The organism is Sphingomonas sp. CFBP 8765, assembly GCF_014841445.1.
In the GTDB taxonomy this organism is placed as follows: Bacteria; Pseudomonadota; Alphaproteobacteria; order Sphingomonadales; family Sphingomonadaceae; genus Sphingomonas; species Sphingomonas aerolata.
The window spans coordinates 289122-303346 of sequence record NZ_JACYTY010000005.1 but is presented as its reverse complement, the minus strand read 5'-3'; the positions used below and the strand labels follow the sequence as shown (position 1 = coordinate 303346).

The 14225-nt window shown below is 69.7% G+C and carries 11 protein-coding genes; 3 read left to right on the top strand and 8 right to left on the bottom strand.

What is annotated here, in order from left to right:
* Window positions 1-11: 11 nt before the first annotated feature.
* Complete coding sequence (locus IFT87_RS14645) at window positions 12-353, bottom strand: hypothetical protein (protein ID WP_031439936.1); 342 nt, start codon at window positions 351-353, stop codon at window positions 12-14.
* Between the two features lie 249 nt (window positions 354-602).
* Here IFT87_RS14645 and IFT87_RS14640 point away from each other — a divergent pair, with 249 nt between their 5' ends.
* From IFT87_RS14640 to IFT87_RS14630, 3 genes are read left to right on the top strand one after another with little or no spacing between them, the layout of a single operon-like run.
* Window positions 603-2360 carry a type I secretion system permease/ATPase gene (locus IFT87_RS14640; protein WP_084215254.1) on the top strand — a complete coding sequence of 586 codons (1758 nt, stop codon included), beginning with the start codon at window positions 603-605 and terminating at the stop codon, window positions 2358-2360.
* Complete coding sequence (locus IFT87_RS14635; protein ID WP_037531502.1) at window positions 2357-3730, top strand: HlyD family type I secretion periplasmic adaptor subunit; 1374 nt, start codon at window positions 2357-2359, stop codon at window positions 3728-3730. Before IFT87_RS14640 ends, IFT87_RS14635 begins: the two co-directional genes overlap by 4 nt.
* Complete coding sequence (locus IFT87_RS14630; RefSeq protein WP_192191041.1) at window positions 3720-5321, top strand: TolC family outer membrane protein; 1602 nt, start codon at window positions 3720-3722, stop codon at window positions 5319-5321. Before IFT87_RS14635 ends, IFT87_RS14630 begins: the two co-directional genes overlap by 11 nt.
* A gap of 24 nt (window positions 5322-5345) precedes the next feature.
* Here the strand turns inward: IFT87_RS14630 and pelF are convergent, their stop codons facing one another.
* Genes pelF through pelG form a run of 7 tightly spaced genes read right to left on the bottom strand, consistent with a single transcriptional unit; the run spans window position 5346 to window position 14207 of the window.
* Complete coding sequence (gene pelF, locus IFT87_RS14625; RefSeq protein ID WP_306286471.1) at window positions 5346-6878, bottom strand: GT4 family glycosyltransferase PelF; 1533 nt, start codon at window positions 6876-6878, stop codon at window positions 5346-5348.
* Window positions 6854-7768, bottom strand: coding sequence for a hypothetical protein (locus IFT87_RS14620; protein ID WP_192191039.1), 915 nt, complete (start codon window positions 7766-7768; stop codon window positions 6854-6856). Before IFT87_RS14620 ends, pelF begins: the two co-directional genes overlap by 25 nt.
* A complete protein-coding gene (locus IFT87_RS14615) occupies window positions 7765-8733 on the bottom strand; it encodes a hypothetical protein (protein WP_192191037.1) in 969 nt (322 codons plus the stop codon). The genes IFT87_RS14620 and IFT87_RS14615 overlap by 4 nt, the downstream gene beginning before the upstream one ends.
* Window positions 8730-10202, bottom strand: a complete 1473-nt coding sequence (locus IFT87_RS14610; RefSeq protein WP_192191035.1) for a hypothetical protein — start codon at window positions 10200-10202, stop codon at window positions 8730-8732. Before IFT87_RS14610 ends, IFT87_RS14615 begins: the two co-directional genes overlap by 4 nt.
* Window positions 10199-11920: a tetratricopeptide repeat protein gene (locus IFT87_RS14605; RefSeq protein WP_192191033.1), complete on the bottom strand. Its 1722-nt coding sequence runs from the start codon at window positions 11918-11920 to the stop codon at window positions 10199-10201. The genes IFT87_RS14610 and IFT87_RS14605 overlap by 4 nt, the downstream gene beginning before the upstream one ends.
* On the bottom strand, window positions 11917-12813 hold the full coding sequence (locus tag IFT87_RS14600) for an endo alpha-1,4 polygalactosaminidase (RefSeq protein ID WP_306286374.1): 897 nt from the start codon (window positions 12811-12813) through the stop codon (window positions 11917-11919). The genes IFT87_RS14605 and IFT87_RS14600 overlap by 4 nt, the downstream gene beginning before the upstream one ends.
* Window positions 12810-14207: an exopolysaccharide Pel transporter PelG gene (gene pelG, locus IFT87_RS14595; protein WP_192191031.1), complete on the bottom strand. Its 1398-nt coding sequence runs from the start codon at window positions 14205-14207 to the stop codon at window positions 12810-12812. Before pelG ends, IFT87_RS14600 begins: the two co-directional genes overlap by 4 nt.
* Window positions 14208-14225 lie beyond the last annotated feature (18 nt).

Here is a 14225-nt window from a genome sequence, read left to right as displayed (position 1 = left end):
GGCGTAGCTTGTCAGCGTTGCTTCTTTGTCGTCGTCGCGGTGAAATCAGGATCCTTCTTGGCGACCCAATCCACGAATTTGCGGACGGTGGGATCGGCGAGCAGCGCGTCGACATTCATGCCGTGGCGTTGCAGTTCGGAATTGGTGAAATTCGCCATCAAGGTCTGCTGGCAGATCGGATGCATCGGCACGACATCGCGACCGCCCCGGCTCTTGGGCACGGGATGATGCCAGACAATGGTCTTGCCGAGCGCGCGGCCGCAGAGCCAGCACGGCGCGACCGGTGCCGGGCCTTCCTCGTCTTCGCGATCGGGCTCCTCATACGGGGCATGTTTCGAATGTTTGCGGGCCATGTCGCTGCGTAATCTCTCAGTGGATGTTTGCACGCCGTAGCGGCGGGCCCGGCACCATTACACCTGCGACACGCAGGATGACCACAGGAACGGATGTCGGGATTGGGTGGGGTCGGTCCCGGGCCAGACGCTGCGCTTCGCACGGAGCGAACCCGTACGCGCGTTAAGACAGAGATCGTCGAGCGGCAGATCGGCCTTGCGCAGCGCCTGAGAAACCGTTCGTTTAAACTTCGTGGCTAAGACGACGCGATGCCGACGTCCTCCCCAGCGCCCCTGACGGCACCATCCGATTTCGGGCATAATGCGCTGGGGCGTGCCGTCAGGGGGTGTCGACGGCATCTGGTCTTCGCGGGTCTGTTCTCCGGATTGGTGAACATCCTGTACCTCGTGCCGTCGATCTTCATGCTGCAGGTGTATGACCGGGTCGTGCCCACGCGGGGCGGGACGACGCTGCTGCTGCTGACGCTGATCCTGGTGCTGGCGCTGGTCGTGTTCGCGATCCTCGACGCGGTGCGCATGCGGTTGCTGCTGCGCGCCAGCATGCGGCTGGAGCGTCAGGCGGCACCGGGGATCCTGCTGCGGATCCTTGGCACCGATGGCGCGACGACCGGCCAGCGCAGCCAGGCGATGCGCGATTTCGACACGGTGCGCGGGACGCTGACCGGGCCGACGATCATCGCGCTGTTCGATGCGCCCTGGGCGCCGATCTATATCGGCATCGCGTTCCTGCTCCATGTCTGGATCGGCGTGCTGGCGCTCGTGAGCGCGCTGCTGCTCGGCGGGATCGCGATCCTCAGCGACCGGGTGACCGCGGGGACCGCGCGCGACACGCAGGCCCGCGCGGTTCTCGCGACGCGCGAACAGGATGTGTCGATCCATGGGTCGGAGGTCGCGCGCGTGATGGGGATGCGCAATGCGCTGATCACCCGGCATCTGCTCGAGCGCGCCGAACTCGTCCGCCGTCAGGCCGCGCTCGCCGGGACCTCGGGGCAGTTTCTCGCGATCACCAAGTTCCTTCGCCTGCTGCTCCAGTCCCTCGCGCTCGCGCTCGGCGCGCTGCTGGCGATCCGGCAGGATATTTCGGGCGGTGCGATCTTTGCGGCGTCGCTGCTGCTGGGGCGGGCACTTCAGCCGGTCGAGCAGATCCTCGGGGCGATGAAGCCGCTCGCTGCCGCGCGCAATGCCTATCGCGATCTCGATGCCTTCTGCCGGATGCCGGGACCCGCGATCGACGCGACGACGCTGCCCGCGCCGACCGGCCGGATCGACGTCCGCGGTATCACGGTGCGCGCGGAAGGCAGCGACCGCGCTTTGCTGTCGGACATAAGTTTCGCGGTCGCGCCCGGCGAGATCGTCGCGCTGGTCGGCCCGAGCGGTGCGGGCAAGTCGACGCTTCTGCGCGTGCTGTCGGGTGCGCTGTCGCCGGACGCTGGCGAGGTGCGGATCGACGGTGCGAGGCTCGCGGACTGGAACCGCGAACAGCTTGGCCGGCACGTCGGCTACATGCCGCAATCCCCGTCGCTGTTCCCGACCACGGTGCACACCAACATCTCGCGGTTCCAGTCGGTGCTGGCGGGTGAGAGCGAGCAGCTCGACGCCGCAGTGGTCGAGGCGGCACAGGCGGCGGGTGCGCATGAGGTGATCCTCGGCCTGCCCAATGGCTATGCGACGATGCTGAGCATGGCGGACGGGTCGGGGCTGTCGGCGGGGCAGAACCAGTCGGTCGCGCTGGCGCGCGCGCTGTTCGGTACGCCGACGATCCTGTTCCTTGACGAGCCCAACGCGCATCTCGACAGCGATGGTGAGGCGCGGCTGGTGACGACGCTTTCGACCCTCCGCGCGCGTAGCGCGACGGTGATCGTGTCGACGCATCGGACCGGGCTTCTGCAGGCGGTCGACAAGATCATGGTGCTGCGCAACGGCACGATCCAGCTGTTCGACGACCGCGCCAAGGTGTTGCGCCCGCCCAGCGCGGGACCCATCGCCGCAACCGGAGGCGCACGATGATTCCCGCCGAGCTGGCCAGCCCGGTTCCCGCCGCCGGTGGCGCAAGCCTCGCGGATCGCCTCCGCCTCGACGACTCCCCGCGGCATGCGATCCTGATCGGCGGGCTGGTCGCGATCCTGTTCTTCGTCGTGGGGCTCGGTTGGGCGGCGTTCGCGCGGCTCGATGCCGCGGCGGCAGGCGAGGGGCAGGTGGTCGTCGCGGGCAATCGCCAGACCGTCCAGCACCGCGAGGGCGGGATCGTCGCGGCGATGGCGGTGCGCGACGGCCAGCACGTCCGTGCAGGCGACGTCCTGTTCCGGCTCGAAGGCGCCGAAGTCACCGCGAGCGAGCGTGCGCTGGCCGCCAGCGTCATCGACCTCCAGGCGCAACGGGCCCGGCTCGAAGCGGACGTTCGCGGCGGCGAAGTCGTCTGGCCCGCGGACTTCGCGTCCGCACAGGGCGACGACCTCCGTCTCGTCGAGCGGGCGAAGTCGCTCCAGCTTGCGCAGCGGGCGGCACGCTCGGCCGCGCTTGCCGCCAATGGCGCGGTTCTTCGCCAGCAGGAGGCGACCGTCGCGCAGCAGACGACCGGCTTTAACGCGCAGGCTCAGGCGACCGCCCGCCAGCGCGCCTCGCTCCGGCAACAGCTCGACAGCACGCGGGCGCTTGCCGACCAGGGCTATGTGTCGCGCAACACGGTCCGTGCGATCGAACGCTCGATCCAGCAGCTCGAAGGGACCGACGCCGACTATGTCTCACGCTCGGCGGCCGCGCGCGAACAAATCGGCCAGACCCGCGCGGAAGGCGTTCAGACCCGCCGCAAATATGTCGAGGAGAGTGCGACTTTGCTGCGCGACACGCAGTTCCAGCTGAACGAGGTCTTGCCCAAGCTGGCTGCGGCGCGCGAACAGCTGGCGCGCACGATCATCCGCGCGCCGGTGGCGGGCCGCGTGGTGGGGCTGCGCGTATTCTCCGTGGGGGGCGTGATCCAGCCGGGGCAGGCGATCCTCGACATCGTTCCCGACGCTGCCCCTTTGGTGGTCCGTGCGAACTTCTCGCCGGGCGATATCGACGGGGTGTTTGCCGGGCGGGAGGCGGAGGTGAAGTTCCTGTCGCTGCACGAACGCGACCTGCCGATCCTGCTCGGCACGGTTCGTACGGTTTCTGCGGATTCGCTTCGCGACGAGCAGACCGGTCGCAGCTATTTCAGCGCGGAGGTCACCGTGCCGCGTGCTCAGATCGCCAAGATCGAGGCTGTGCGCGGTCGCGATACGGGGATCCGCGCTGGCGTACCGGTCACCGTCCTCGTCAAGCTGCGGTCGCGGACCGCACTCGACTATCTGCTCGATCCGTTGACCGAGGCCTTTTCACGGTCGCTTCATGAACGCTGAGAGGATCTGCCTCGCCGTCGCCATGCTGCTGCTGCCGGCCATGCCCGCGCTCGCGCAGACGGCACAGGAGGCAGCTACCGCAGCGCCCGAAACGCTGGGGCAGGCGATTGCCGACGCCTATCGCAGCAACCCCTCGCTCGAGGGCCAGCGCGCCCAGCTTCGCGCGCTCGACGAGCAGATCGTCCAGGCGGGGGCCGCGTACCGGCTGACTGCGGGCATCAACATGACGCTGCAATATCAGTCGCAGGACCAGCGCGGGCTGCTTGGCGGTTTCGATACGGCGCGGGGGCGGACCCTGGGGGCGTCGCTGACCGCATCGCAGATCCTGCTGAACGGCGGGCGGACCGCGGCGCAGGTGTCGGCGGCCGAGGCAACCGTGCTTGCCGGCCGTGAACGCCTGCGCGAGGCGGAGAACGCGATCCTGCTCGAAGTCGTTGATGCCTATGTCTCGGTGCGGCGCGACCAGGCGCTGGTGGCGATCCAGCAGCGCTCGCTCGACTCCTATGGGCGACAGGTGACCCAGGCGATCGCGCGCGAACGGGGTGGCGACCTGACCCGTACCGACATCGCGCAGGCCGAGGCGCAGCGCGAGATCATCCGCGCGCAGCTGGCGCAGGCGACGGTCAACCTCCAGGCAAGCCGTGGGCGGTTCGCGGCGGTCGTCGGGCGTAATCCGGGCACGCTGCTCGTGCCGCCGACGCTGCCCGGCCTGCCGCGCTCGCTCGATGCCGCGTTCGCCGTGGTGGAGAAGGAGAGCCCGAGCCTGTGGCAGGCGATCCTCGCCACCAAGGCGGGGGACGCGCGGATCGCGGCGCAGCGCGCCGAACGTGCGCCGATCGTCGCGCTGTCGGGAAGCTATGGCTATGGAAGCCCCTATTCCTACCGCCTGCGCGATGCTGGTGCACAGGCGACCGGCGGGGTCACGGTGACGATGCCGCTGTTGACCGGCGGCGTGATCGGCTCGCGCGTCCGCGCCGCGGTCGCCGAACGCCAGCAGCTCGGGTTCGAGGTCGAGACGGCGCGGCGCGCCGCACTCGCCAATGCCCAGAACGCCTGGAACCAGGCGGTGGCGGGTGGCGAACAGATGGCGGCGGGGCAGCGCGCGACCGAGGCGGCGGAGTCGGCGCTCACCGGGGTTCAGCGCGGCTTCGCGGAAGGATTTCGCTCGAACTTCGAGGTGCTGGATTCGGAACAGCGCCTGCTGACCGCGCAACTCGTGTTCGTCAACACGACCTATGGAGCCTATGCCGCCGAGGCGCGGCTTTTGGCCACGCTCGGGCGACTGCAGGCGGCGGCGATCGATCAGGCGGTACCGGCCTATGATCCGGCGCGGAATACGCGGGTGGTGCGGGCCAAGACATTCGGGCCGTTCGATCCGATACTTGCGCCGATCGACCGCGCGCAGAAGCCCGCCGGCACCGCCCCGGCTGCACCGATGATCGCGCCCGCCACCGACGCACGAATCAGGCCGGCGGCCGTCCAAGCCTTGCCAGGGCCGATCGGCAATGTGCTGCCGATCGCGCCGGTTCCGGTGATTGCGGGCCCGGTCGCGGCCGATCTGAGCGATACGGTGGTCACGAGCGGAAGATGATCCGATCCGGCGTACTCGCGTCGGCTACCGCTCGATCAGTGTTCCGTAGAGTTTCTCATAGGCCCCGATGATCGTGTCGTGATCATAGTCGCGGCGGACGCGTTCGCGCATGGTTTCGCCCATTGCCGATCGCATTGCGCGATCGCCCGCGATCGCGAGGATGCCCGCCGCGGTCGCTGCGGGATTGACCAGCGGGGTGACGATGCCGCCATGGCCTGAGTCCGCCCCGCCGCGTCCCTCGATCATCTCGCGGCAACTTCCGACGTCGGGCGCGACCACGGGGATCCCGCAGGCCCCGCCTTCCAGGATCACCAGCGGTTGCGCTTCGGACAGGCTGGTGAGCACCAGCAGGTCGATCCTGGCCATCCAGTCCTCGATCCGCACGCGCCCCGCGAAGTGGAAGACCGGGGACAGGCCCAGATCCTCGACCAGCCGCGAGCATTCCGCAGCATATTCCGGGTCCTCGTCCTCGGGGCCGAGCACGACGAAGCGGATGTCGGGGCGTTCGGCATTCGCGATCGCGGCGGCGCGGATGAACGTCTTCACGTCCTTGATCGGGACCACGCGGCCGAGCAGCGCGACCAGCGGGTGTGCCGGATCGCGCTGGTCGGGAAGTGCGGCGAACCGCTTCGAATCGATCCCGTTGGGGATGACGCGGACCCGGTCGGCGGCCGCACCCAGCCGGCGCTGGACCGCCGTATTCTCGCCGTACAGCGCAACGATCGGATCGCAGCTGTCATAGCAGGCGGTCGCATAGCTGGTGAAGGCACGGACCCAGAGGTCGCGCAGGTCGCGTACGCTGCGTTCGAGCTCGAGCCCGGTGTCGACCTGATCGCCGATCCAGTCCGCCATCATCACCTCGATCTGGCGTTCGAGCAGGTAGATGCCGTGTTCGGTGATGAACGCCGGGCGCCCGGTCTCGCGCGCGGCGCGGGCGGCGAGCAGACCTGCGAAGCCGGTCGAGATCGTGTGATAGGCCTTGGCGCGCGGCAGGGGCGCCGTCAGCACCGCGAGCAACCCGCCGAGCAGCACGCGCATCGCCCAGAAATAATGATGGAACGAGGCCTTGGGCAGCATCGCCTGATAATGGCGCCTGAGCCGTGCGAAGACGGCCGGGTGCGACAGGATGTCACCGGGGGTAAGCGGTCGCGCGATGCCGCCGATCACGTCGATCAGCGTCGCCAGCCGCTCCGCGCCACCGGTTGCAACGAACGCGACCAGCGCGTCGGCTATCGGTACCGCGATCCGGTCCGGGATCGCGCGCGGCATCGCCGGCGCGGGCGCCAGACCGATTTCGACGACCGCGACGACGTTGGGCGGCGGGGCGAGCTGGAACGCGAGCAGCCCTGCACCCGGCTTGATCGCGGCGATCACAAACCTGACGTCGGGCAGATGCGTGATCAGATCCTGCAGCCAGCCGGATACGCCGCCGATCACATAGGGATAGGCGCCCTCGACGATCAGGCAGATGTCGGCGTCCGGCATGTCGAGCGGCGCGTGCCGGGACGTTTCGGCCAAGGCGGACAGCGGGATCATGCCACCGCGCCCGTCAGCCACCAGTTCGCCAGCGTCGTCGCGCCGCGGTCGTTCGCGCCGGTCGGACTATCGGCCCGGTCCACCGACGCCTGAATCGCGGTCGCCATCCAGTCGATCGCGTCATAATCGCCCGCGGCCCAGAACGCCTCGATCATCAACGCATCGCGCGTGTCCGCATGCCGGTTGTCCCCCCCGTCCGATCCCGCGGCAGCCATCGTCGCAACCGCGTCCTCGCGCAGGTGGAGGCGCTGTGAGTCGGACAGCAGCACGTCCGAACGCGCGTGATCCCCGAGCAGCCGCGCCAGATTCGTCACGGCGTCCGGATCGCCGCCATCGGCAACGCGGGCTGACAGCCGCGCACGGGCGAGCACCAGATTTTCCGCGACGCGCGCCGACGCGGCCGCCGCAAGCGCGCGGATCGTCTGGTCGCTATCGGTCAGCGCCAGCGCGATGAGCGGCGACAGCGCGGGCTCGAAGGACCGCACCACGGTCTCCAGTGCCCGCCGCCGCTCGGCGACCGCGCCGTGACGCATGATCGTGACCAGCGAGCTCAGCGTATCGGGGGTGGCGTGATGAACCCGCCCGTCGAGCATGCGGGCCACCGCGAGACGCGCGCCGCGCTGTGCGGAACGCCCGGCAACAGGGCCGAACATCTCGTCGTCGGTCCGGTGTGCGGCAGGTCTGACGAAGCGAGCAAGGGGCAGGGCAACAAGCAGGCCAAGCGGGCCCGTCACACCCAGCATCGCCGCCGCAAAACCGGCCGCCGCACCGCTGCGGAGCCACAAAGTGAGCCCAATCCCGCTAGCCACGACATGGACTGCGAGCGCCCAGCCGGCCGCAAGTTCGAAAAGCCAGCACGCCGTCAGGACGACCATCTCCAGCAGCGCGAGCGCAGCGAGGCGGTGGATCACGCGACCAGCCCGGCGGCTCTGACCGGCCGCTGGGTTGCGTGAAGCGTATCGGCGAGCAGCGGCGTCAGCCAGGCGGCGATCTCGGTCATTTCGGCGGTACGGCTCGCGTTCAGCGTCTCGAACGGCAGCGCATGTAGGACCAGGCACCCGACAAGTTCGCCGGTCTTCAGATCGGGCAGCGCGATCGCGGCGACGCCGATACCGTCGAGCAGGCTACGATCGCTGCGCTTCGCGACGTGCAGGATCCCGTGGGGCCGTGCCATCCGCTCCATCAACGTCGCTGGCAGGGTGTCGCGCCGTCCCGCGGTAACCGGCCCGCGGATCCATGCGCGGGCCTCGTCACCGGTCATGCGGTAGCAGGTGAAGTCGGGGGTTCGTGCGGCAAGCGCGATCAGTTCGCTGATTGCGCCACGTCGTTCAGCCAGGTCCTGCGAACAGAGTCGCGCGGCCGTCTCAATCGCATGGCCGACGGTATGCGCCTCGGTCGCGATCTGCACCTGCAACAGCCGGTTGGTCCGCGACAGCGCCGCAAACGCCTCGGTCAGCCGCGCCAGGTTCCGCGCCGCAACCCCGCCGCGCTTTTCCAGCCGATCGTGCCGTGCGGTCCGCATGATCGTCACCTCGCCGATGACTCCGGCAGCGACGAACCACATCAATGGCTGGAGCGACAGATGGAACAGGTGGTCGAGATAGTCGCGCGCGCCCGTGTCGTCGTGGACATGCGCGAGCCATAGCCCCGACGCGATTCCCGCCGCGAGGACGCCGGGGCCGGTGCCATAGGCGAGCGCCATGACCAGCACCGGCAGCCAATAGGGGTTGGGCTGGACGCGCGTGAACCCGGTTTCGCCCGTCAGCCACCAGTCGAACGCAGCCAGCACGGCGAAGGTGAGGGTGATCTCCAGCGCGATGCGCACGGGGCGTCGCCACCGGGTCTGCCATTTTGGCGCAGCGTCGTCGTGCGTCACTGCGTATCCCCGAGGCTGCGTGTCAGCAGCGCGCGCGCATAGAGCTGGCGACCTGCAAACCCCTGCCGCGCGATCGACGTGATGCCGCCGCTGCCCTCGACCCGCCACGCGACCGCGATCGGGGCGGCGAGGCCGAGGCTGGCGGTGGGGCCATCACCGCCGAACCGATCGACAGTCCAGCCCGCGAGCGCGGTCATCTGCACCGCGCCGACCGCGCCACTGGCGAGGCCTTGGATGGTGTGGTTCTCGCGGGTGGCCAGCGGGATGACGGCAAGGCGGTCTGCGCCAAGCTGCATACGCTGAACATATTCCGCGTCGAAGCGGTAGGTCAGCCCGAGCGCCGGGAACTGGCGGCGAATGAGATAATCCACCCCGGCGCTCGCGACGATGGTGTCGCTTGCACCGCTACCGGTTGCGAGGCCGTACCGGTAGGCGCCGAAATCTCCTTGCGCGACCACGCCCGGCGTCAGGCGGTAGGTGACGCCGATCAGCGCGCGCGAGAGATATCCTCCCGCCAGCACCTGCGCCGGGGTCGAATAGTCCGGCATGTGGCGGCTCAAGGTCGCGCGGAACTGAGCGTCGGCGGCCCCTGCCGTAATCCTGGCACCGCCACCCGTCACCGCATCGTCGAGCGCGGCGGAGGCGAAGAGCTGGATGCGGACCGCGCCGTCGAACGCTGCGGCCAGCGAGGCGTCGACGACGGTGTCGCCGGATCGCACGGTCGGCGCGGCGGTGGCGACGTTGCTGACGAGATGGCGAACGCCGCCTCCCACGTCGAGCGTGCCGCCGACCGCTGCGTCGATCCGCGCGGCGAACTCTGTCTGCGCGAGGTCGCTGCCGTCACGCGCGGTGACGCCGATGCTGGCGGCCCCCGCCGCGGCGGCGATCGTACGCCGTGCGGTCAGGTCGTCTGCCTTGAGCACGCGGTACTCGCGCGCCGCGCCGCGGACGTCGCCCTGCGCGAGACGCGTGTCGGCGAGCAGACGGGCGGCGCGTCGGTCGGCCGGATAGCGCTGTGCAAGGCTCGTCGCCGCGCGCAGGGCCGATCCCGGATAGCCGGCGGCCACGTCCGCCTCGATTGCGGCCAGTGCGGCGTCGGATGCGCTGTCGTCGGTAGCCTCGAGCAGCGCGCCGTCCGCGGGCGGAGAGAAGGCGAGCGCGACGACTGGGCCCGTCTGCCGCCAGCGCATCGTCCAGCCCGCCGCGGGACGGAGGACCAGGCTGTCGTCGTTCCAGCGCAGATCGCCGATAGCGTCGCCCGCCGCCTCACGGAACGCGGCAAGCCGTGCGGGCGCGATCGGTCGATCGAACCGCGCGACCAGTTCGCCGTCACGATCCTCGATCCGGACGACGGCGTCGTCGGGCCAAGCGAGCCGGGACTCGGACGTGACGATCCGGCCATCCGCGAAAACGGTCCGGGGTACGACCAGCACCGGCGCATCCGCGAGGCAGAGAAACAGGCTGATCATTGCACCAGCACCGTCCGCGCCCGGCCCGGCTGGCCCTGCGTGATCAGCAGCCGGGCGTGCAGCGCGGCAAGCGATCGGTCCTGCGGCGTTTCGGATCGCAGCGTCTCGACCAATCTTACCGCCTCGTCCCGCCGACCGAGCTTCTCGAGCACTTCCGCGCGCGCCCTGCTGTCGGCAGGCGTCTGGGCGAGCGCGCGTTCGAGCCAGGGGCGTGCCCCACGCGCCCCACCGATCCGCGCCTGCACGTCGGCCATCAAGCGCAGCGCGGACAGATCGGTCGGGGTGGTCGCGAGATGCGCGTCGAGCCATTGTACCGCGGCCTTCGCATCGCCCGCGTTCCACGCCACCCAGGCGAGGTCGAGCTGATCACGCGGCCCGGCGATCCCGCCAGCGACGCGGCGTTTCGTGATCGCCGCCGCCTGTGCCGGATCGATCCGCGCGGGCGCCGCAGCGGACACGGCGCGGACCTGATCGGGGGATAGCGCGCGGCCGTCGAGCAACGCGGTCAGCACCGTCCGACCGGCGGCGTCGTTGCCCGCCGTGCGCGCCAGCGACAGTCGGATCAGCATCACGTCGGTCTCGTCCGCGAGCGGATGCCGGGACAGGAACGCCAGCGCAGCGCCCGGTTGATCGCGTTCGGCATAGCAGGCCAGCCAGCTGCGCTGCCGGGTCGCGCTGCCTTGCACGCTCTGCTGTTTCAGCCAGGCGAGATCGTCGGATCCGGGGCGCGGACCCATTAGGTACAGCAGGCGCTGCGCTGCCGGCGCAGTCGGTGCCAGCCCGGCCGCCGCACGCCGCAGCACCGCCGTCGCATCCCCGCGATACCCGGCCGCGACTAGGCGTTCCGCAATCTGCTCGAGCGGCGCACCGGATCCGGCCGCATGCGCCAGCAATTCGCTGCGCAGCCCGGCGCGGTCGCCGGCCTCGGTCAGGATTGCCTCGCGTGCCGCCTGACGCTGCTCGACCGGAAGATAGCCGGCTGCCCGCAAGCCTGCGGCGGTGTCTTTCGAACGCGCAGCCACCCGGATGGCGAGCCATGGGTCCGCGGCGCGCCAGTTCGCGGTCGTCGCGGTGTCAAGCAGCGCGATAAGGTCGCGCCGTCCGGCCTTGTCGGCACGACGCGCGAGATCGAGCGCCAGCGCGGTATCGGGCGGCGGGATGACGTGGTTCGCCGCGGCCACGATCACCAAGTCGGGCCGATCGATCGCATAGGCCGCCGCGACGATATCCGCAGCGGGCAGGGCGCCTCGCTTCTCCACCGCCCGCGCGACCAGCGCGGCAGCGTTCGCGGCGCGTCCGGTCCGGTGAAGAAGATCGATGCGGAGGCGCCACGTTGCTGCGGTCGCACCATCGGGCCGGGCCGCCAGATAATCGAGCGCAACCGCCGGTCGCTTCGCAGCGACCAGATCATAGGCGACCTGCAGCGTGGACACCGGCTGGCCCTCTGCGATCAGCCGCGTCGTGAGCGCGGCGAGCGTCGCTGCGTCCGCGGTCGCGATCTGCGCCGTGATCGACGGATGCGCAGGCGGCAGCACCGGTGATGCTGGCGCGGGCATCGAACTGCGCGCAGTCGAAAACGGCACCGGCTGCGCCCGACGAACGGCGGGGAGGATTTCACGCTCCTTCGGCAACAGCATCAACCCGCCCGCGAGCAGACCGATCCCGGTCAGCGCGGGCAGCAGGAGCGCAAGCCGTGCGCGGTCGCGGTCGATCCTCACCCCGCCGGCTCCGGCATGAGCTGGTCGAGCGCCAGGGTCGCGACATAGGGGCTGAACCCCGCCGCACGCTCTCGCGCATACAGCGCCGCGACCTGTTTCGTATCCGCCGGATCCCAGTAATCCAGCGTCATCAGCGCCAGCGCCGGGTTCCGCGCCTGTGCGGTGCGCAGGCGACCCGCTTGCCAGGCCCAGTCCGAATCGCTCAGCAACTCATAGTGTTTGGCCGCAAAATTCCACCGCGACGCCATCGCCTCGCCGAGCAGATAGTCGATCTTCGGCGCGACGTCGGGCAGCAGCGCATAGCCGCGGTTGAGCATGATGCGGATCTTGGGGAAGCGGGCGCGCACGGCGGCGATCAGCGATACGCCTGCCGCTACCATGCCCTTGTTGGCCACCGGATCCTGCTGTTCCATCGCCTCGGCATTATCCATCGTATCGATGAAGATTCCGTCATAGCCGAGCGCGAGGATCGCGGGGACGAGCCGGTCGACCACCGCTGCCCGCCACGCCGGATGACGCAGGTCGGCGAGCCGCGCGTCGGGCCAGTTGGGGTTGGCGGCCTTGAGCGCGCCGGCCTTGTCCAGCCCGGCGAAATAGGGTCGGTTGCGTTCGACTTCCCCGAAGCTGACATAGCCGAGCAGCGTGCTGCCCGGACCGCGAAGCGGCGCGATCGGCCGCGCATGATGCGGCTCGAGGACCAGCAGCGCGCAGCCGCGTGCCAGCACGGGATCAGTCGCGGCACCGTAATCGACGCCCCAGCGCACCGCAGCGTTCGCGGACGGTCCGGGCGCAGCGTCCGACTGGTGGCGGCCGCCCAATGCCCAGCCGGCCGCGCCGAGCGCGAGCAGCCTCTGGACTACCCCGCGGCGGCGCATATCCGTAAATCCCGTCACAACAGACGTCCTCCATGCCCCACGACGGAGGGATTGTTGCCGACGAACAGCAGATAGGTGAGGTTGACCGTGGCTTCAGCGACCAGCGCGAGGCCGACTGACGCCCCGACGACGGCGCCGGCCATATAGCCCCAGCCGAACGCGGCGAACCCCGTGTCCCATTGGAGAAGTGTCGCAAGTCCGCTGCCAATCGCGAAAGCGGTCCAGGTCACGAGGATCCGCCCGAACAGGTCATAATAGGCGAGCACGACCGTGGCCGCGATCACCACGAGGTGGAAGACGGTGCCGAGCGCGGTCTGGCGAAACGCGAAGACCGCGCGTGCGTCCGCGCCGATCAGCTCGAACAGCGGCACCGCGAACACCCAGGCGAGCGCCGCGACGAGCGCCTGTACCAGCAGCATGATCCGCAGCCCGTCGAACATTGTCCGCGCGAGGTCGCTGCGCGCCTCCTCGATACGCTGCAGCGTCGAGGTGCCGGTACACCGGACGATCATGTCGCCGAATGCGCGATCGAACCGCGTCTCGGCGACGATCAGCAACAGCGTCAGGCCCGGCACCATCGTCAGCAGCCCCAGAAAACTGCCCTGATCGTTGATCGGGTTCAGGCGGAGCAGTCCGATCGCGCGAATGCTCTGCGGCCCCGTCCACAGGAGCCATTTGTCGACCCAGATCGCCGCGACTCCGGCAATGCCCGCCGCGGCAACGATAAGTGCGAGGCGTGGCGCCATCGCGTCCCGCGTCGGCAGGACGGGCGATGCGGAGAAATGTCGGCGGATCACCGCCATGATCGCGGCGAGCGTCAAGCCGACGCCCCCGGCAATGACCGCGAGAACGGTGGAGACGTCGGGCCTTGGCAGTAGCGCCAAGAGCAGCATCGCGACGCCGATGCCGAGCAGATAGGCGAGGGGTATCGCTCGGTACCGGCGCAGCGCGGTAAGCAGGGGCGCGGCGATCCAGACCTGCGTCAGCCAGGCAAGGATCAGCGTCGCAAGCGCGGCCTCGCCAATTGGAAGTCCGGCAAGGATCCCGAACACGATCGCCCCGATCGCCAGCGCGATCCCGCCGCCGGCCGCGAGCGCGACCAGCATGATGCCCGATACGCCGCTTGCGTCCCGCGCGAAGATCCGATCTGCGGCCATCCGTGTCGCGAGAATGCCGACCGGCGCCGCGGCGAGCGCCGACAGGCTGAACGCATAGACGAGGATCGTCTGGACGGTCCGCGCGCCGCGTGCGGCGAGATGCGTGCCCAACCAGTGGGTGAGCAACGCCATCGCGACCGCGGTGATCAACCACGGTCCCGCGCTGATCACCGCACCGAATGCAGCAGCGCCGACGATCCCGCCGACACCGCCCTCGCGCGCGGTTTTCGCTAACTGGAAGCCTATGCCCGCCATAACTTCGCCGGCCTATGG